Source organism: Algoriphagus taiwanensis (genome assembly GCF_036245645.1).
Classification (GTDB): Bacteria; Bacteroidota; Bacteroidia; order Cytophagales; family Cyclobacteriaceae; genus Algoriphagus; species Algoriphagus taiwanensis.
The window spans coordinates 52571-69777 of sequence record NZ_BTPE01000013.1; the positions used below are offsets into that span (position 1 = coordinate 52571).

The following is a 17207-nucleotide window of genomic DNA, read 5'->3' on the forward strand; positions in this document are numbered from 1 at the left end:
GAAAGCCGTTGATGGATTTTTGCTGGAATTGCCCAATTACTTTTCTACTTTTCCTAAAAAAACCATCGAAATGAAAAGACCTTTATTCGGATTGATTTTCGGATTTATTCTGACCTTACAAGCCTTTGCTCAGGAGGAATATTATTTCCCCGGAGAAAAATTTGACCCCGCTATCCCCTCACCATCCCAGTTTTTGGGTTATCCGGTTGGCGACTGGCATACACGCTATGACTTGATCGTCAAATACTTCGAAAAACTCGATCAGCTCAGCGAAACAGCCCAACTCCAAACCATCGGCTACACCCATGAGCATAGACCGAAAGTCATTTTGACCATCGCTTCGGCCAAAAACATGGCAAATCTGGAGCAAATCCGCCAAAAGCAGCTCCAATTGGCTGATCCCAACCAGGCCAAACCCGATGTGGCTTCCATGCCATCCATCATCCACTTGGGTTACGGGGTGCATGGAAATGAGCCCTCCTCCGCCGAAGCTGCCATGCTGACCGCCTATTGGTTGATGGCCGCCCAGTCGGACTTGGCAAAAAATCTCCGAGAAAATTCCGTCGTGCACATCGACCCGACATTGAACCCAGACGGTCGCGACCGACATAGCCTTTGGGCTAATTCCAACAAAGGCTTTCCCGCAGTTGCCGATCCTTTGGACCGGGAACACAATGAAGCTTGGCCGGGTGGAAGAACCAACCACTATTGGTTTGACCTAAACCGCGATTGGCTTCCTCTCGCCCACCCTGAATCTCAGGTAAAGGTAGAATGGTACCATCAGTGGTATCCCAATGTAACCACGGATTTCCATGAAATGGGCACCAACAGCACCTATTTCTTCGAACCGACCAAGCCTTATGGCTCCGAAAATCCGGTCGTTCCAAGAAAGAATTACGACGACATCAACCCTCGTTTTGCCAAGTATTTCGCCAAATACATGGACGAGATCGGAAGCTTATACTGGACCAAGGAAGTCTTTGACAATAGCTATCCTGGCTATGGATCGACCTATCCGGACATCCATGGTGGTTTGGGATTGGTGTTTGAGACGGCTAGTTCCAGAGGTCATGTGCAAAGCAGCCAAAGAGGCGACATCACCTTCGCTTTCACCATCCGAAATCACGTGGTAAACTCTCTTGCTACCATGGAAGCTGCCTTAGACAACCGCGTTTACATGCACGATTATCTGCGGGAATTCTTCGAAAGTGCCGTTTCTGAGGGAGCCAAAGACCCAGCAAAAAACTATGTATTCGGAGATGAATTTGACGAAAGCAGAAACCGGCTTTTTGTCCAGTTTCTCCTCGATCACAAGATCAAAGTCTATGAAAACTCCGCAGACCTGACTCTAGCAGGACAGTCCTACAAGAAAGGTAAATCTTGGGTGGTGCCTACCAATCAGCCTCAGTACCGAATGGTGAGAACCATGTTTGAGTATGTGAAAGAGTTTGCTGATTCAGTTTTCTACGACGCTTCTGCCTGGACTATGGCAGCGGCTTATGGGATGCCTTTTGCGGCAGCACCTTCTGCAAAATCAGGAAATCAAGTCTCTGAAGTGGAAGCTCCCTCCTTTTCTTTCCCTGAGGGAAAAGCCTATGCTTATCTGATCGACTGGTCGGATTATTATGCGCCGAAAATGCTTTTTGAACTCCAAAAAGCAGGAATCCACGTAGAGTCGGTCCATCGATCCTTTTCTTCCCAAACTCAGGAAGGAAAAGTGGATTTCCCGGCAGGGACCCTGATGATTCCGATGGGCTTCCAGAAAATGAAAGCTGAAGAAGTCAGCACCAAAATCAAAGAAATCGCTGCCAAAACCCATCAAAAAGTCTATGCTGTTCAGACAGGTTTAAACCTGAGCGGAATTGATTTGGGTTCGAATCTGGTTTCTGCCGTACAGCAGCCCAAAGTCCTGATGATGGTGGGAACGGGCATAAGTTCCTACGAAGCGGGAGAAATCTGGAATCTCCTCGATCAGCAGCTCGGAATGCCAATCACCAAGGTAAATTTAGAGCAATTTGGCCGTGTGAACCTTCACAACTACAACACGCTGATTCTTCCTTCCGGGAATTACAATTCCCTTTCCGAAGGACAAGTCAATCACCTGAAAGACTGGGTAAATCGTGGGGGAACGATCATTTCCATGAAGAATGCCTCCCTTTGGCTCAACCGAGTTGGGATTACCAAGGAAGAAGCAGTGAAGTTGGAGGAGGAAAAAGAGCCTGCTTCACTACGTTTCAATACCCGAAACGACTTCGAAGGAGCCAAAGAAGTAGGTGGAAGTATTTACTTGGCTGAGTTGGATTTGACCCATCCCATTGCTTATGGCTACCACCGCAAAAACCTACCGGTGTACCGAAACACGGATATTTTCATCAAGCCATCTGCCGACAAGTATCTGACACCAATCAAATACACGGCAAATCCTCACTTGGGAGGATACATTTCCAAAACCAACTTGGAAAAACTCAAGTTGAGTGCCGGAGTGGTCATTTCCCCTTCCGGTCAAGGCAGAGTGGTTCACTTCTTCGACAGTCCCAACTTCCGGGGAACTTGGTTTGGAACCAACAAGCTATTCCTGAATGCCATTTTCCATGGGGACAACATGGATTAAGGCTGAGACAGAGAACACCAAAAGACTCTGATATTATAAAAAAAATAGCCGTTGAACGATCGTTTGGCGGCTATTTTTGAAAATGCCAATGCTTATTTTTTCTCAGTACAACATTCCAAAAACCCAAAGTGGGAGACTTTTTCCTACAGGGTATTCCAAATCATCTTTGACGATCCAGGTCATTTCATCTCTAGCCTGCTTTCCGCTTTTATTCTTTCCTCCCACTTCAAAGTGAAACTTACCATCAAGCAAAAAATCCACTGAAGCTGAGTAATGGACTTCATGCGTAACTTTTGCCAGACTATTGAAAAAAGTTTCTCGAACCGTTCCAGCTTCCGGCTTATTTTCACTTAGCGCAAATAAGTAATTCGTATTATTCAAAAAGATTTTTTCAGGTTTTTGTAACAAGGCCACACTATTTCCGGCGGGATATTGAAGATCAATCAAGCGAGCCTCTGCCAAGTAAATGAGGTAATTGACCATGGAATTTCGATGGATTAGGGTTTTTTCCGCTAAAGCAGAAATGTTGGGTTTAAATGGCACCTGCTGGGCGATTAAGTAGAGAAGCTGAAGAAGTTTTTTCCCATTTCGGATATCGAACCCCCTTATTTCAGCCATATCGTATTCCACAACGGTTCTGACTAGCTGCCGGAGCTTTTTGAAATAAATCCCTTCATTTTCTCCTGAAAAAGGAAAATATCCAGTTCTTAAATAGGCCTGAAAATGTTCTAAGGGTAAGAAATGAGAAGGAAAATGGCTTCGAAGTGAAAAAGCAGGATTTATCAGGTCCTCCAACTTGACTATTGGTAAGTCTATTCCTTTTCGAAAACTCAGGAATTCTCGATAAGAAAGGCCATGAAGTTCATAAACAACAGCTCGACGACTCAAGTCTCCTTCTTCTTTCGCAATATCAATGATGGAAGATCCAGTAAAGATTACCTGTAAATCCCTGTATCGGTCATGAAGATTTTTAACTTCCTGAGACCAGTTTGGATATTTGTGGACCTCGTCCAAAACGACAATTTTTCCACCTGATTGGTAGAAGGCTTTGACTACCTCTACTACACTATGTGAAAGAAAATATATTTCATCTAAGGAAAAGTAGGCGATTTGAGACTTAGGGAGCTGATTCTCTTTCAGATATTGAAGCAAAAGCGTGGTTTTCCCTGTACCTCGGGCACCTTTGATTCCAATTAATTTTTCACCCCATTCAATTTTGGAGTACAAATAGCGCTTAAATCCTGTCTGGGTCGTTTGAATTAATTGGCTCGATACTTCAAGTAGCTCCTCCATCTTTTGCACTTTTGTTTATGCAAAAATAAGAAATTTCGCATGTTCATATGTGCATTTTTCAAACTTTTTTGCACATCTATTTGTGCAATTAGGCTAGATCAATTCACTTTACTCAAAAAGAAAAACCGTCAAGCGAACTACCTGACGGTTTTTAGGTATCAAGTTGGTTTAGTTTACAGTTTAAATTGTACCGGCAAGGTCATTTGTGTATTGACTGCTTTTCCTTCTTTCTTTCCGGGCGTCCATTTTCCGGACTCGGCCACTACCCGAAGGGCTTCTTCGTCACAACCAGCTCCGATGCCCCGGATGATTTCAATATTTTCCACTGATCCATCAGATTTGACTACAAAAGCTACTACTACCATCCCTTCGATTCCTTTTTCCTTGGCTACCTCAGGGTATTTCAGGTTTTCGATCATGTATTGAGTAAAGCCCTGCATTCCTCCCGGAGGAGAAGGCATTTCATCGACTTGCTTGTGGATTGTTTCTTGGGCCTTGACTTCAAAGCTAGACAATCCAAGAATCAAGCAAATAAGGATGAATAGGCTTGGAATTAATTTGTTTTTCATTTCGGTTAAGTTTTAAGTTGGGTTAGTTTTTTACAGAATTGATTGGTATTTCAATCACCTCTTCAAATTGACTCGCAGGTTTAGTTTCGATAGATACAGGGTTTCCAGTTCCAAGTTTAAATCGGATTGGCAACCTCATTCTGCAATTCACAGCAATCCCCTTTTGGTATCCCGGTGTCCAATTTGGAGCCTCAGAAACCACTCTAAGTACCTCTTCATCAGCACCTCCTCCAATACCTCTGAGAATTTCAGGATTGGAAATCGAGCCGTCAGAATTGATGGTAAATACCACAATCACGGTTCCCTCAATCCCCATATTTCGGGCCTCAGCAGGGTATTTGAGATTTTTTGCCAGATACATGTTCCAGCCTTCAAGACCACCGGGCGGGTTAGGTTGCTCCTCTACTACATCAAAAATCTCTTTTCCGTCTTTACCCAAATCATTTACCCTAGCAACCAGATTTGTGGGAGACATAGACATTGATCTTTCAACCATTATTGGCCCCTTTATTTCCTCCACAGGAGTAATCTCACAAGAGAAAACAGCAATAAGTAGTGCTACTGCCGGAAGCATGGCAAGAAACCGGACTTTTTGTTGTGGTGTTGAGTTGGTTTTAGTTAGCATAAGGATACGTTTTTTGGTTTGAAACTGGTTAAAGTTGTTCATAAACTGCCAGGCCGGCCGAGCGGTCACCAAATGAAGCAGAAGCGTAGCATATTCCTTTCTTGATACCTGATGAGTCACTCCCTGGTCTGCCTGATATTCATGCACTTCTCTTAATGCACTTTCGAAAGCATAAATCAAAGGATTGAACCAAAGCAGGATTTTTGCAGCATTTACCAAAAGCAAGTCCCAGCTGTGCAAAAGCCTGACATGCATGGATTCATGAGTCAAAATCTGCCGCTGTTTAGGATCCTGAGGATCAAAATCTGGCATCAAAATGTAGCTAAAGAATGATGCGGGAGTAAAATCGGGATGAACTGCTACCCAGTTGTTGTCGAATTGAGTCAGCTTGGCCTGACCAATCTGCTTTTGAGCTGTAATAAAGCCCAAAATCATCCGTGCCGCCATCACCAATGCGCCAAACAAATAGCCAAATAGAACCCATTCCTGCCAAGTTATACCTGATTCCTGAATCTGAGATGTGCTTTGTCCTACTTCGAAAACTGGCAAAACAAACTCCCCAATACCTGCTGATTGTATTGTAAAAAACGAAAAATTAATCGCAGGCAGAACAAGCGCAACTGCCAAAATGAGCAATAGAACGGCTCTGTTCCATGAAAAAAAAGTCAGTCCGCTCAGAAATCCTCTGAACAATCCCAGTCCGATTCCGAGAGCAAGACTGACTTTTAGGAGGTATAGAAGAACCTCGTTCATTACTTATTGTCCTCCATTTGGTCGATCATTTTCTTCAGCTCTTTTACCTCCTTTTGGGAGATATTTTTCTCCTTGACCATGAAGGAAAGGAAATTCCCCACAGACCCTCCAAAGAAATTGGAAACCAATCGATTCAGGCTCTTTCGGCTATACTCCTCCTGAGAGATAATAGGCTTGTAAATATTCACTGTACCGTACATCCTGTGGGTGAGGTAGCCTTTGGACTCGATGTTTCTCACTGTTGAAGCCAAGGTGGTGTAAGGCGGCTTTGGTTCCGGAAGTTGATCAAGAATGTCCCGGATCAAAAGCTCTCCCTGACTCCAGAGAATTGACATGATTTGCTCTTCGTGCTGATTTAATTCTTTCATAATTGGGTGTTAAATTTTAAAGATTTACGATTATTTAGTAAGTCTATGAATTAATTTTAAAACATGCAATGCAACTTGAATTTTTTTTTCATCATCCTATGAAAAAATAATTGATCATGGATCAAAATCTTCGCTTTGAATCCCTCCTAGTATTCCTGTTTTTGGCTGGAATCACCGCCCTAGGAGCGTATATTGGCCATTTTTGGGTAGAACCCTACCCCTACTTGCGGGTTTGGAATTGGGAAAATATTTTTTGGATTTTATTGGGAGTACCTTTTGTGTTTTTTCAAGGAAAAGTGAAAATTCCGGAGTTTTTATCTCCAGAGGTCAGCCATCGATCCCGTTTTTGGAATCCGCTCTTTTTCGGTTTGATTTTCGGACTTTTTGATGTATTGGTACTAAAAGTGTTATTACACCCTGAGCCTTATTTGGAGCTACCTCCTTTCCTCCAACCTTTCCCTTATTCCCTTTTCCTTTATTTTTCCGGAGCATTGGAAGTGGAGGTATTTTATCGGCTGATTCCTATTGTGTTGGTTTTGTTGATTTTCTCGCTTATCAAAGGGGAAAGCTACCAATCTCAGGCATTTTGGATTGTAGCGATTTTCACCTCGCTTCGGGAACCTCTAGAACAGCTTCCTCAAGGAGAGTGGTGGTTGATTGTCTATGCTTTGCTCACAGGATTTGGAATGAACTTCATCCAAGCCGTTTATTTCAAAAAAGCAGGTTTTCTAGCCTCCCTTACTCTTCGATTGGGGCACTACCTTATTTGGCACATTGCCTTGGGAATCTACGTGCAGTGGGTAGAACTTGGAGGAAACCCCGCTCCTTAATCGTATTTCGCCTGAATGACTACCGTCCTCACCAAGACAGGTGAAACCATAAAATAACCCAAAACCTCAGGCTTACCTTGCACCACTCTGATGTTGGTAGTCGGATTTTGAGGAGGAGGACTAAACAGTCCACCATCATTAAAAAGCAGATTGACGAGTTCATTGAGATAGTCATAAGCATCCCGATTGAGACGGAATAGCTCCAGCCTTACCCGGTCATTTTCCTCAAAAGCATACCCGAGCTCCAAGCCCTGCTCAAAAAACTGCAAGCCAAAAGTATCATCAAATAGGAGGTAATCTTCCCGTTGATTTTTGAGCGTATCATTTTCAATCACCCGGATTCGATAATTATTGTCCTCCTCAAAAGGCACCCTGCCATAAACCTTAATGTAATATCCCTCCTCATTGAAGAGCCTTTCTTCCTCAAACTGCCAAGTCAAACTATCCACAATCGGAGCCTCTAGCATTACTCCTTCGGATCGGTAAATATTATCACCCCATTTGACATTGAGTTGATACCGCTCTCCCACTTGTGCCCTCTCCAAAGTATTGACAGGACGATAGGTATTCAATCCCGGCAAAAATTGAAAAGGAATGACTTTATCCGTTCCCGGAACTGTAATCACTACCTCTGCATCCCTGACAATCTCTATAGGCAAAGAATCGTAGTAATCCTTGGAAAGAGAAATTTTGACCTCGTTGTAGGAACCTTGATCCGTCCAAAAAGCCTCAATAGTAGGAATCAATTCTTCCTTGCTCCCCAAAGGCAAAATAACTTCCTCCTGACAGGAAGAAAATAAGAAAAGCACTAGTCCAAACAGCGTATATCTCATCAGAATTGAAAATTATAGGTAATTGATGGCAAGACAGTAAATAGATAAGTCATTACCACTCCCGGCCTCGAACTGACTATCTCTCCATCCTCTGATGGATTAAAGCTGATATCATTGTTGTAAATGTCTCTAAACTCATAGGCAAAAGGATTTTTCCTTCCATAGAGATTATAAATACTGAAGTTCCAGCTTCCTTTCCATTTTCTTCCTTTGTCGGCATTTCTCCAGGTAATCGATGCGTCCATGCGATGGTAGTCCGGAAACCGGTCCAGATTTCTCAATTCTGGATATAAGGGAACGTTTTGATTGTCGACTACATATGAACCTACCGGAAAAGTGACTGCCAAACCAGAAGTGTAGACAAAGGTAATTCCTGCTGACCATCTTGGATTGAATTCATGATTGACTACCAAGGTCACGTCATGCGGCCGATCAAATCGGGGGTTGTACTTTTGATTGAGACTGACTCCTTCTATTTGTCTCCAAGTCCTGGACCAGGTGTAGGAAAGCCACCCGGTAGTTTTGCCCGTGTTTTTGCGAAGCAAAGTCTCCACACCATATGCCCATCCGTCACCGGATAGAACTTCTGTCTCCACCTGATCGGTAAACAGAACCTGAGCTCCGTTTCTCAAATCAATCACATTTCGGAGGTCTTTGTAATACCCCTCCACAGAAAGCTCCCACCGGTTATTGTCAAAGTTTCTGAAAAGCCCCAAAGATATCTGGTCACTTTGGATGGGGCGGGTGTATAGGTCTGCCAGCATCCACCGGTCAATGGGCAATCCTGCCGAGCTATTGGTAGCGATCTGTACGTATTGAAAATTCCTGTTGTAAGCTGCTTTTACCGAAAATTGCTCATCGATCAAATAGCGAAATGCCAATCTTGGCTCCAAGCCTTGGTAAAACTGCATGGGTTCCCAGCGATCAAAACTTTCTGATCCGATCTCCTCATCCCGCTCGGGTTGATCATCAGGGTAAAGGTATTCTACCCCTTCTCCCACTTGGGTGTACAATCCCCATCTCAGGCCCGCTTCCATGCTCAGTTTGGGCGAAAATTCCTGATTCAAACCCACAAAGAGATTGTTGAGCAGTCCGTTTTTTGGATTGGTCACTATTTCACCGATTCCACTATCCGGATCAGGGTTGAGATCTACTGGAGAGAATTGATAAAACTGACTATGTATCCCCCAATTGATGGTGGTTTTGTCAGAAAGGACTCTGATCCAATTGGCCTTAATTCCCGACTCAGAAAGCCTATTTGTCCATTCAAAGCCATTTTCGGGATCATTGATCTCCACTTTGTATTGATATCGGGAGTAGTAAGCCTGAAGGTCAAAAAAGGAAGTCTCGGAATTGACTCGGTTCCAATTGACCGAATTCACCCAATTATCCCATCCCAGGCCAAACTGATCATCCAATCCCAAAAAGTCGGACCCTTCATAAATACTGAAAGAAAGCTTGTCTCTTTCTCCCAAAAAGAAGGAAAACTTGCCACTCAAATCGTAAAAATTGAGCTTGTTGTTTCTGAGATTTTCATCCCGGGAAAGCTTCAAAAACAAGTCTGCATAGGTTCTTCTCCCACTGACGATGAAGGAAGAATTTTTCCCAAAAAGAGGCCCGTCCAAAGTCAATCGGGAAGAAATAGTACCTATTCCCCCCTGACCATGAATCTGATTTCTATTTCCTTCCTGTAGAGACACATCAATCAATGAGGAAGCCCTTCCTCCAAAAGCGGCAGGCATATTCCCCTTATATAAATCCACTTTGCTCAAGGCATCAGGATTGAAAACAGAAAAAATCCCGAAAAAATGGGAAGCATTGTAGACAGGTGCACCGTCCAATTGAACCAGATTTTGATCAGCTGAACCTCCCCGGACGAAAAGTCCTGTGGTCCCCTCGCCTGCTGTCTGCACACCGGGCAGAAGTTGTAGAGAACGGAACAAATCCACTTCCCCAAAAAGAGCCGGAATATTCTTGATGGTTTCTATGGGTACACTGGCTTTGCCCATTTCCAGATTTTTGATTTGCTCATCCGGTCTTCTTTCTTGGATGATAATTTCTTCCAAAGACATTTCTTCAGGCTTCAGAAAAAAACGAAGGCCTTTTTCCCCATCCTTGGCCTGAATGACCCGTACAGAGCGCTCATATCCTATATAAGAGATCACCAGCTTTGCAGGGAAAGCGACCGAAGAGATTTCAAAATCCCCATCCAACCCAGTTACAACACCTGTGGTAGTATTACCTTCCCAATAGACATTGGCACCGATCAAAGGTTGCGAACTTACCGCATCCAGTACTTCCCCACGGATCTTAGGAACTGATTGGCCAAAAGAAACACCCAAGCAGAAGGCAAAGCTGATCCAGAAGGTGATGACTCGAAAAACAGAAATGAAGGGCATCTGAACAAGAGGATATCCTTGCCGAACGGACAAATGGATTTAATGTTTGTTAATTCTCAGGAAAGTTGGTGGCTTTGAAGCACCGCTCCAAAAAACCCGGCTTTCAAAATTAGGTTTATTTCCTAATTTCAGGCCATGATTTGGGCATATCCTGACATCAAACTGATTCTCCTTCTATCAGGCATCTTTGGCCTGCTGTACTTTTTTTACATCACACGCTATTGGATTATCAATCGTAGACTGAAGGTCCAGAAGCAGCGACTGTTTACCAAGCTGATTCTTCGCACCTTATACTTTGTACTGTTTTTGATCGCCTTTGCGGGACCTTCGATCGGTAATTCATTTAAAGAAATACAGGAAGAGGGCAAAGACATCTTCATCGCCGTGGACCTTTCTCAATCCATGGTTGCCACGGATATTCTACCCAATAGACTTTCAAGGATTCAGTTTGAGCTGAAGGAATTACTTAAATCATTTCCCTCTGACCGGATTGGCTTGATTATTTTCAGTACCGAGGCATTTATGCAGCTACCACTCACCTATGACCAGTCAGTCTTGAATTTGTACATCGATGGATTGAATATAGGTTTGGTGCCCAATCTCGGTACAGACCTGACTACACCGCTCAAGATGGCCTTGGATAAATTTGAAAAAGACGAAAGCCAGGAAGTCAAATCAAAAGCAGTGATTCTAATTTCTGACGGAGAGCATTTTGGCGATGATTTGGAAGAAGTCGCTGACCAAATGCAGGAAAATGGAATCCGGGTCTTTTCATTGGGTGTGGGTTCTGAAAGAGGGGGAGAAATGCCGAGAGGTAATGGATTGGTGATGGATCCCAAAACCGGAAAACCTGCCCTGACCCAACTTAATAGAGCTCCACTTCAATATCTGGCATCCGAGACTGGAGGGGAATACTTTGAGATTTCTGACCAGGCTAAGGAAATGGGAGGCCTAATCTCCGCCCTCAGCAATATGAAAGGTGGAGTATCCAATACTCGTATGGTAGAGACCAGCTCCAATAAGTATTTCTATTCCTTACTGGCAGCTTTGGCACTGGCCTTGGTGGATATGATATTACCTGTAAAGACCATCAAATTATGATGAGCTGGAGTAAAAGTATAGTCGCTGTTTTTCTACTAATTCCTGCCTCTTGGACTCAGGTGAGCAGGCAAAACGAGGCCATAGAAAAAGCGGAAAAAAGCTATGCTGAGGCTAGATATGAGGAGTCTATTGCAGACCACATGGTCCTGTTGAATGATTTTGCCATCGCTTCTGCCTATCTGGATTTCAATTTGGGGCTGAGTCATCACCATGCGAATCAGCCTGATGAAGCGGCTAGCTTTTATGATAAAACCACAGTATCGACAGATAAGAAACTTTCCTCCTTTGCCTTCAATCAAGGAGGCATCCTGATGGGAGATAAAAAGGAATATCAGGCGGCTTTGAGCAAATTTCAATCGGCCCTGATCAAAGATCCCACCAACGAGGAGGCCAGATATAATTATGAACTCTTGGCCAGATGGCTGCAACGGGACGAAGAAAGAAAACAGCAGGAAAACAACAGACCAGAGCCATCGGAGTTTGCCAAGAGAAAAAAAGCAGAAGCTGACCGAATGGTGGAACAATTCCGCTTCGCTGAGGCTTTAAAAGTTATGGAAGATGCGCTCGCACAAGATGAAACAGTAGCAGCTTATCAGGATTTCATCACCAATCTAAAGGAGGTAGTAGAGATCAATGAGAAATAAAATTTTAATCCTTTCTTTTCTCTTTTTCCTTGGATCAGCTTGGACTGCCCAAGCTCAGTCTGCGGGGGATTATTTTAACAGGGCAGCCAGATCTTATGTGAAAACCCAAAAAGATCAAGCCTTGGAAACCGTAAATGACGGATTGACCAAATACCCCGACGATGCCAAGCTGAAGGCTCTGAAGGAAAAATTGGAAAAAGAGCAAGAGCAAGAACAGCAGCAAAATCCTCAGGATCAGCAGCAGCAAAACCAGCAGAACCAAAGTCAGCAAAGCGAAGGAGAGCAGGGACAGAATAACTCCCAAGAAAAAGAAGGAGAGCAAACCGACGAAGACAAAGCCAAAGAGGGACAGCAGGGAGAAGACCCTTCCCAACAGTCGGATCAACAGGGTGAAAACAGCAACGACCAAATGGATGCTAACCTAGCCGATCGTCAGCAAAAAATGGAAGAAATGAGAGAAAAACTCAAGGCTTTGAATCTAACGCCAGAACAGGCCAAACAAATTCTGGAATCACTCAATGCTGCAGAGCTGAGATACATTCAACAAAACAAGAAAAGGCCAACTCAAAGACCGAACAGAGGGCTTCCGGATTGGTAAAATAAGTCAGATGTCCGATGCCAGTTGTCCCATGATTAGTCGAGCAGTGAATTCAGGATAAGATCCTTCTTAAGATTATTCACCAGATATTTAGCATCCAACTTCAAAAATCAACTAAACCCAAATAAACATGAGTAAAGAAGTATATATCGTATCAGCTGTCCGCACACCTTTGGGAAGCTTTGGAGGAAAACTCTCCGGGTTGACTGCGGTCGAGCTCGGAAGTACTGCCATCAAAGGAGCACTTGCCAAATCCGGAGTAGCTGCAGACCAAGTGCAGGAAGTGTTCATGGGCAATGTGATTTCTGCCAATCTCGGACAGGCTCCGGCGCGTCAGGCAGCCATCGGCGCTGGCATAGGTTACCAAGTGCCTTGTACCACCATCAATAAAGTCTGTGCTTCCGGGATGAAAGCGGTGATGTTTGCTGCTCAATCTATCATGCTTGGAATCAATGACGTGGTAGTGGCTGGAGGAATGGAAAGCATGTCCAATGTGCCCTTTTATGTTCCAAAGGCAAGATTTGGCTATAAATATGGAAATGCAGAACTGGTGGATGGCCTGGTGAAAGATGGGCTTTTCGAAGTCTACTACAAGTTCCCAATGGGCAATTGCGCAGACAATACTGCAAAAGAAATGAACATCTCCCGAGAAGATCAGGATGCTTACGCTATCCAATCCTATCAGCGTGCGGCTGACGCTTGGTCCAAAGGCATGTTTAAGGATGAAGTGGTTCCTGTAGAATTGATCGGAAGAAAAGGAGAAACGATCCTAATCGATGAAGATGAGGAGTATAAGAATGTGATGTTTGATAAAATTCCTACACTTCGTCCCGTATTTGACAAAAACGGAACCGTGACCGCAGCCAATGCCTCCACCATGAATGATGGGGCTTCTGCCTTGGTATTGGTAAGTAAGGAAAAAGCGGAAGAGTTGGGATTAAAGCCTTTGGCAAAAATCCGCGGATTTGCTGATGCAGCAACCGATCCGTTGTGGTTTACCACAGCGCCTGCGTTGGCCATACCAAAAGCCTTGAAGCATGCTGGTGTATCTTCAGACGAGGTTTCTTACTACGAAATCAACGAGGCTTTCTCAGCAGTCGCTTTGGCCAATCAGCGTGAGCTCAAGCTGGACAATAACCGAATCAATGTGTTTGGAGGAGCTGTTTCTCTAGGCCATCCTCTAGGAGCATCCGGTGCCAGAATCATTGCTACCTTAAACTCTGTTCTGCATCAAAAATCCGGTGAAATCGGAGTAGCAGGAATTTGCAACGGAGGTGGTGGAGCTTCCGCCTTGGTAATCGAGAAGATGTAATTGAAAGAAAATACCACGAAAAAAGCAGGCTTAAAACCTGCTTTTTTTTATTTACTCAGCCGCCAATGGTTTGGGGAAGCCAGAAGTGAAAAGCAATTCCAGCTTTTCCTTTCCTCCCCAAACGAACATGGCTTCCACACCGGGAAGCCTTTCGGCTAATTCCATTCCTTTTTCCGGTCCCATAGACATCAATGCTGTAGCCAATCCATCAGCCAAAGTAGCAGAAGGAGCCAAGACAGAAACAGAGACCAAATTGTGGCTTACAGGAAATCCGGTTTTGGGATCCAAAATATGAGATCGACGATTGCCTTGTTCGTCAATGTAAAACTTCCTATAGTTACCCGAACTGCTCAAGGATCTTTGATCCATCATCACTTTGGTCAGCATACTGCTTGTGACTCCCATCTCTGCCTGAACAGGGTCTTCTACACCGACGGTCCACACTGTTCCACGGGAATTAAGCCCTCTGGCTCTCATTTCTCCTCCAATTTCGACCATGTAATCAGCGATTTGGTTTTTCTCCACCACTTCTACCAGTTGATCGATGGCATAGCCCTCTCCTATCCCTGTAATGTCCAACTGCACCCCTTCTTTAGCTGCAAAAATGCCTGAATCGCTTTGGATGATTTTTTCCTCAAATCCTACCAAATCCAAAAGGCCAAGCACCTTGAGGGAGTCCATTTGTTCTCGCTGATCAAAAGAAAAACCCCAAGCTTTAATCAAAGGATAAAGAGTCGGTTCAAAATATCCACCAGTCAGTTCGTGAATCCGATAGGCTGAATCCATCATTGCCAAAAAGGTCGGTGAGGGATTTTTGAGTTGGCCTGTATTATTGAAACCAGATACTTCTGACTCCTGAATATATGAATTGGAAGCCGCATTGATTTGATCAAAGACTGCATCAAATTGAGGCTGAAGATCCTCTCCACCGTCTTTGACCTGGATTCGATAGTATGTTCCAAAAATCTCTCCTTCGTAAACTTTGTATTTGATTTCCTCCTGACAGGAAACTAATGCCAAGACACTACTCAAAAACAAACTGGCTATTCTTTTCATATTTTTAATTTTACGGTTCAAAAATAGATAATTTGCCCCGCAGGCCTGTTAACTTTCCGAGAACTTCACTTCCAACGCCCTGATTTATTCATCGCTTTCCATGATTGCTCATTCCTCAAGACTTATCATTTTGGTTTCTTTGGTCTTTGGACTTGGGTTTTTCTCTCCATTATTGGCACAAGACACCCTAAGAACCTATTACGATGAGGAAAACCTCCGGGTGAAGGAAATCCTGACCAAGGTCAATGGAAAAGCCGAAGGTCTGGTACGGCTTTTTGATCCAGAAGGAAACCTGATTTTGATCGGATATCTGAAGGATGATAAAAAAAACGGTCTTTTTTATGATTTGGATCCCGAAACAGGAGATACGCTTCGGGTGATGGAATTTGTCAACAATCTAAGACAAGGGCCAAGCAAGAGCTTTTTTCCAAATGGGCAAATCAGTCAGGAATCAAACTTTGTCAATAACCAATTGGAAGGATTGGTCACCAGCTATTATGAAAATGGCCAAATCCAAGACCAGACTACTTTCAAAGCCAACAAACCCAATGGGGAGTCGATTTCCTACTTCGAAAATGGACAGATCCAATCCAAAGCCAATTTCCTGGCCGGGCAGTACGAAGGAGATTACAAAGAATACAATGAGGAAGGACAAATCCTTTACGAAACTCGATACACTAAGGGTCTGCTCAATGGCCCTGAAATCACCTATTTCGAAGATGGGAGTATCAAATCCAAGCGTAATTTTTCCAGTGGAGCACTTGATGGAGAGTATCTTCTCTACTACCCCACTGGTCAGATTGAAAGAAAAGGGACCTACAAAAAAGGAAATCCCGAGGGCGAACTTTTGGAATATTTCTCAGATGGATCTATCCGAATGCAATCCTACTATTCCAAAGGTATTCCTAAGCAGCCTATCATCTATTATCATGAAAACGGAATGGTCAGGCAGCGGGTATTTTTCAATTCTTCAGGTCAAAAAATCCGTGAACAGAATTATTACCCAAGTGGAGAGCTTCAATCCATTTACAGCTTTTCCAATGATTTGCTGGATGGGGAGGTAAAAATCTTTTTTGAAAACGGCAATCTGAAAGAATTAAGAACCTATTCCAAAGGGAGGCTTAATGGCCCACGGGAAGAATATGATTCCGAAGGTCAGCTCCTGGTCTCAGAATTTTACGAAAACGGAAACATAATCAAGAAATAAATCCAAACAGCAAGGCAAGGGAAAAAGGCTTTTCCTATTTTTGCCAAAACCCATGTAGAATGAGCCAAGCGATCAAAGAAACCCACTTTAATTTTCCAGGACAGGTAGGATTTTATAAAGGAAAAGTCAGAGATGTATACATGTTTGACCAGGAATTGGTCGTGGTAGCTTCTGACCGGATTTCAGCATTTGACGTTGTACTCCCTAGGGCCATTCCTTTCAAAGGCCAAGTTTTGAACCAGATTGCCGCAAGTTTCCTAAAAGCTACGGCCGATATTGTTCCTAATTGGGTGACTTCCACCCCAGATCCCAATGTCACCATCGGAAAGAAATGTGAGCCCTTCAAGGTAGAAATGGTCATTCGTGGATATTTGGCAGGCCATGCCGCACGGGAATACAAGGCCGGAAAGCGAATGCTCTGTGGAGTTGCTCTACCTGAAGGTTTGAAAGAAAATGACCGATTGCCCGAACCTATCATCACTCCCACAACCAAAGCGTCCGAGGGACACGACGAAGATATTTCCAGGGAGGATATTCTAGCTCAGGGCATAGTCAGTGAGGCGGATTACCTCGTTTTGGAGAAATATACCCGTGCGCTTTTTCAACGTGGTCAGGAAATGGCGAAAGAAAAAGGCCTTATTCTGGTGGATACCAAGTATGAATTCGGAAAGTTTGGAGATCAAATTCTTCTGATTGATGAAATCCACACGCCTGACTCTTCCCGATATTTTTATGCCGAGGGATACGAGGAGAATCAGGAAAAGGGCCTTCCACAAAAACAACTCTCCAAGGAGTTTGTAAGACAATGGCTCATCGCCAATGGATTTCAGGGAAAAGATGGGCAGCAAGTGCCCGAAATGACCGATGAAATTGTAGAAAGCATTTCCGATCGCTATATTGAGCTCTTCGAAAAAATCACCGGGCAGGCATTTGTCAAGGCAGATACCGGCCAAATTGAAAACAGAATAGAAAAAGCAATTTTGGCCCATTTAGGCCAGTAAAACCAAC

The 17207-nt window shown here is 43.8% G+C and carries 14 protein-coding genes and 2 pseudogenes; 8 read left to right on the forward strand and 8 right to left on the reverse strand.

Translation table 11 applies throughout. The features are described 5' to 3' along the window. The first annotated feature begins 70 nt into the window (after positions 1-70). Entirely contained in the window at positions 71-2611 is a 2541-nt protein-coding gene (locus tag AAA938_RS16345) for a M14 metallopeptidase family protein (RefSeq protein ID WP_338229830.1), read from the forward strand. 102 nt (positions 2612-2713) lie between these two features. Here the strand turns inward: AAA938_RS16345 and AAA938_RS16350 are convergent, their stop codons facing one another. The 5 genes and pseudogenes from AAA938_RS16350 to AAA938_RS16370 all read right to left on the reverse strand — a co-directional run bounded on the left by AAA938_RS16350 (position 2714) and on the right by AAA938_RS16370 (position 6219). Next, complete coding sequence (locus AAA938_RS16350) at positions 2714-3904, reverse strand: ATP-binding protein (RefSeq protein ID WP_338229831.1); 1191 nt, start codon at positions 3902-3904, stop codon at positions 2714-2716. A 173-nt stretch (positions 3905-4077) separates the two neighbouring features. Beyond that, positions 4078-4473, reverse strand: a complete 396-nt coding sequence (locus tag AAA938_RS16355; protein WP_338229832.1) for an energy transducer TonB — start codon at positions 4471-4473, stop codon at positions 4078-4080. 109 nt (positions 4474-4582) lie between these two features. Beyond that, positions 4583-4894 (reverse strand): annotated as a pseudogene (locus tag AAA938_RS16360) (energy transducer TonB); the annotation flags it as partial. A gap of 210 nt (positions 4895-5104) precedes the next feature. Continuing rightward, positions 5105-5851 (reverse strand): annotated as a pseudogene (locus AAA938_RS16365) (M56 family metallopeptidase); the annotation flags it as partial. Further along, positions 5851-6219, reverse strand: a complete 369-nt coding sequence (locus AAA938_RS16370) for a BlaI/MecI/CopY family transcriptional regulator (RefSeq protein ID WP_338229833.1) — start codon at positions 6217-6219, stop codon at positions 5851-5853. The gene AAA938_RS16370 and the pseudogene AAA938_RS16365, both read right to left, overlap by 1 nt. Before the next feature lie 116 nt (positions 6220-6335). Between AAA938_RS16370 and AAA938_RS16375 the strand changes: the two genes are divergently transcribed. After that, positions 6336-7049, forward strand: a complete 714-nt coding sequence (locus AAA938_RS16375) for a hypothetical protein (RefSeq protein ID WP_338229834.1) — start codon at positions 6336-6338, stop codon at positions 7047-7049. Here the strand turns inward: AAA938_RS16375 and AAA938_RS16380 are convergent. Together AAA938_RS16380 and AAA938_RS16385 are read right to left on the reverse strand one after the other, a co-directional pair. Then, on the reverse strand, positions 7046-7882 hold the full coding sequence (locus AAA938_RS16380; protein WP_338229835.1) for a DUF4249 family protein: 837 nt from the start codon (positions 7880-7882) through the stop codon (positions 7046-7048). The genes AAA938_RS16375 and AAA938_RS16380 overlap by 4 nt on opposite strands. Then, positions 7882-10281: a TonB-dependent receptor gene (locus AAA938_RS16385; protein ID WP_338229836.1), complete on the reverse strand. Its 2400-nt coding sequence runs from the start codon at positions 10279-10281 to the stop codon at positions 7882-7884. The genes AAA938_RS16380 and AAA938_RS16385 overlap by 1 nt, the downstream gene beginning before the upstream one ends. 135 nt (positions 10282-10416) lie before the next feature. Between AAA938_RS16385 and AAA938_RS16390 the strand changes: the two genes are divergently transcribed. The 4 genes from AAA938_RS16390 (at position 10417) to AAA938_RS16405 (ending at position 13936) form a co-directional block, all read left to right on the forward strand. After that, positions 10417-11382 carry a VWA domain-containing protein gene (locus AAA938_RS16390; protein WP_338229837.1) on the forward strand — a complete coding sequence of 322 codons (966 nt, stop codon included), beginning with the start codon at positions 10417-10419 and terminating at the stop codon, positions 11380-11382. Next, entirely contained in the window at positions 11379-12026 is a 648-nt protein-coding gene (locus AAA938_RS16395) for a hypothetical protein (protein WP_338229838.1), read from the forward strand. The genes AAA938_RS16390 and AAA938_RS16395 overlap by 4 nt, the downstream gene beginning before the upstream one ends. Next, the gene (locus AAA938_RS16400) at positions 12016-12624 is read left to right on the forward strand and encodes a hypothetical protein (protein WP_338229839.1); all 609 of its coding nucleotides are present in this window, start codon (positions 12016-12018) and stop codon (positions 12622-12624) included. The genes AAA938_RS16395 and AAA938_RS16400 overlap by 11 nt, the downstream gene beginning before the upstream one ends. A gap of 130 nt (positions 12625-12754) precedes the next feature. Beyond that, positions 12755-13936 carry an acetyl-CoA C-acyltransferase gene (locus AAA938_RS16405; RefSeq protein ID WP_338229840.1) on the forward strand — a complete coding sequence of 394 codons (1182 nt, stop codon included), beginning with the start codon at positions 12755-12757 and terminating at the stop codon, positions 13934-13936. 51 nt (positions 13937-13987) lie between these two features. Here AAA938_RS16405 and AAA938_RS16410 read toward each other — a convergent pair whose 3' ends face one another. Continuing rightward, positions 13988-14992 carry an FAD:protein FMN transferase gene (locus AAA938_RS16410; RefSeq protein ID WP_338229841.1) on the reverse strand — a complete coding sequence of 335 codons (1005 nt, stop codon included), beginning with the start codon at positions 14990-14992 and terminating at the stop codon, positions 13988-13990. 100 nt (positions 14993-15092) lie between these two features. Between AAA938_RS16410 and AAA938_RS16415 the strand changes: the two genes are divergently transcribed. Both AAA938_RS16415 and AAA938_RS16420 read left to right on the forward strand, forming a co-directional pair. Further along, a complete protein-coding gene (locus AAA938_RS16415) occupies positions 15093-16199 on the forward strand; it encodes a toxin-antitoxin system YwqK family antitoxin (RefSeq protein ID WP_338229842.1) in 1107 nt (368 codons plus the stop codon). Positions 16200-16258: 59 nt separating this feature from the next. After that, complete coding sequence (locus AAA938_RS16420) at positions 16259-17200, forward strand: phosphoribosylaminoimidazolesuccinocarboxamide synthase (RefSeq protein WP_338229843.1); 942 nt, start codon at positions 16259-16261, stop codon at positions 17198-17200. Positions 17201-17207: the final 7 nt, after the last annotated feature.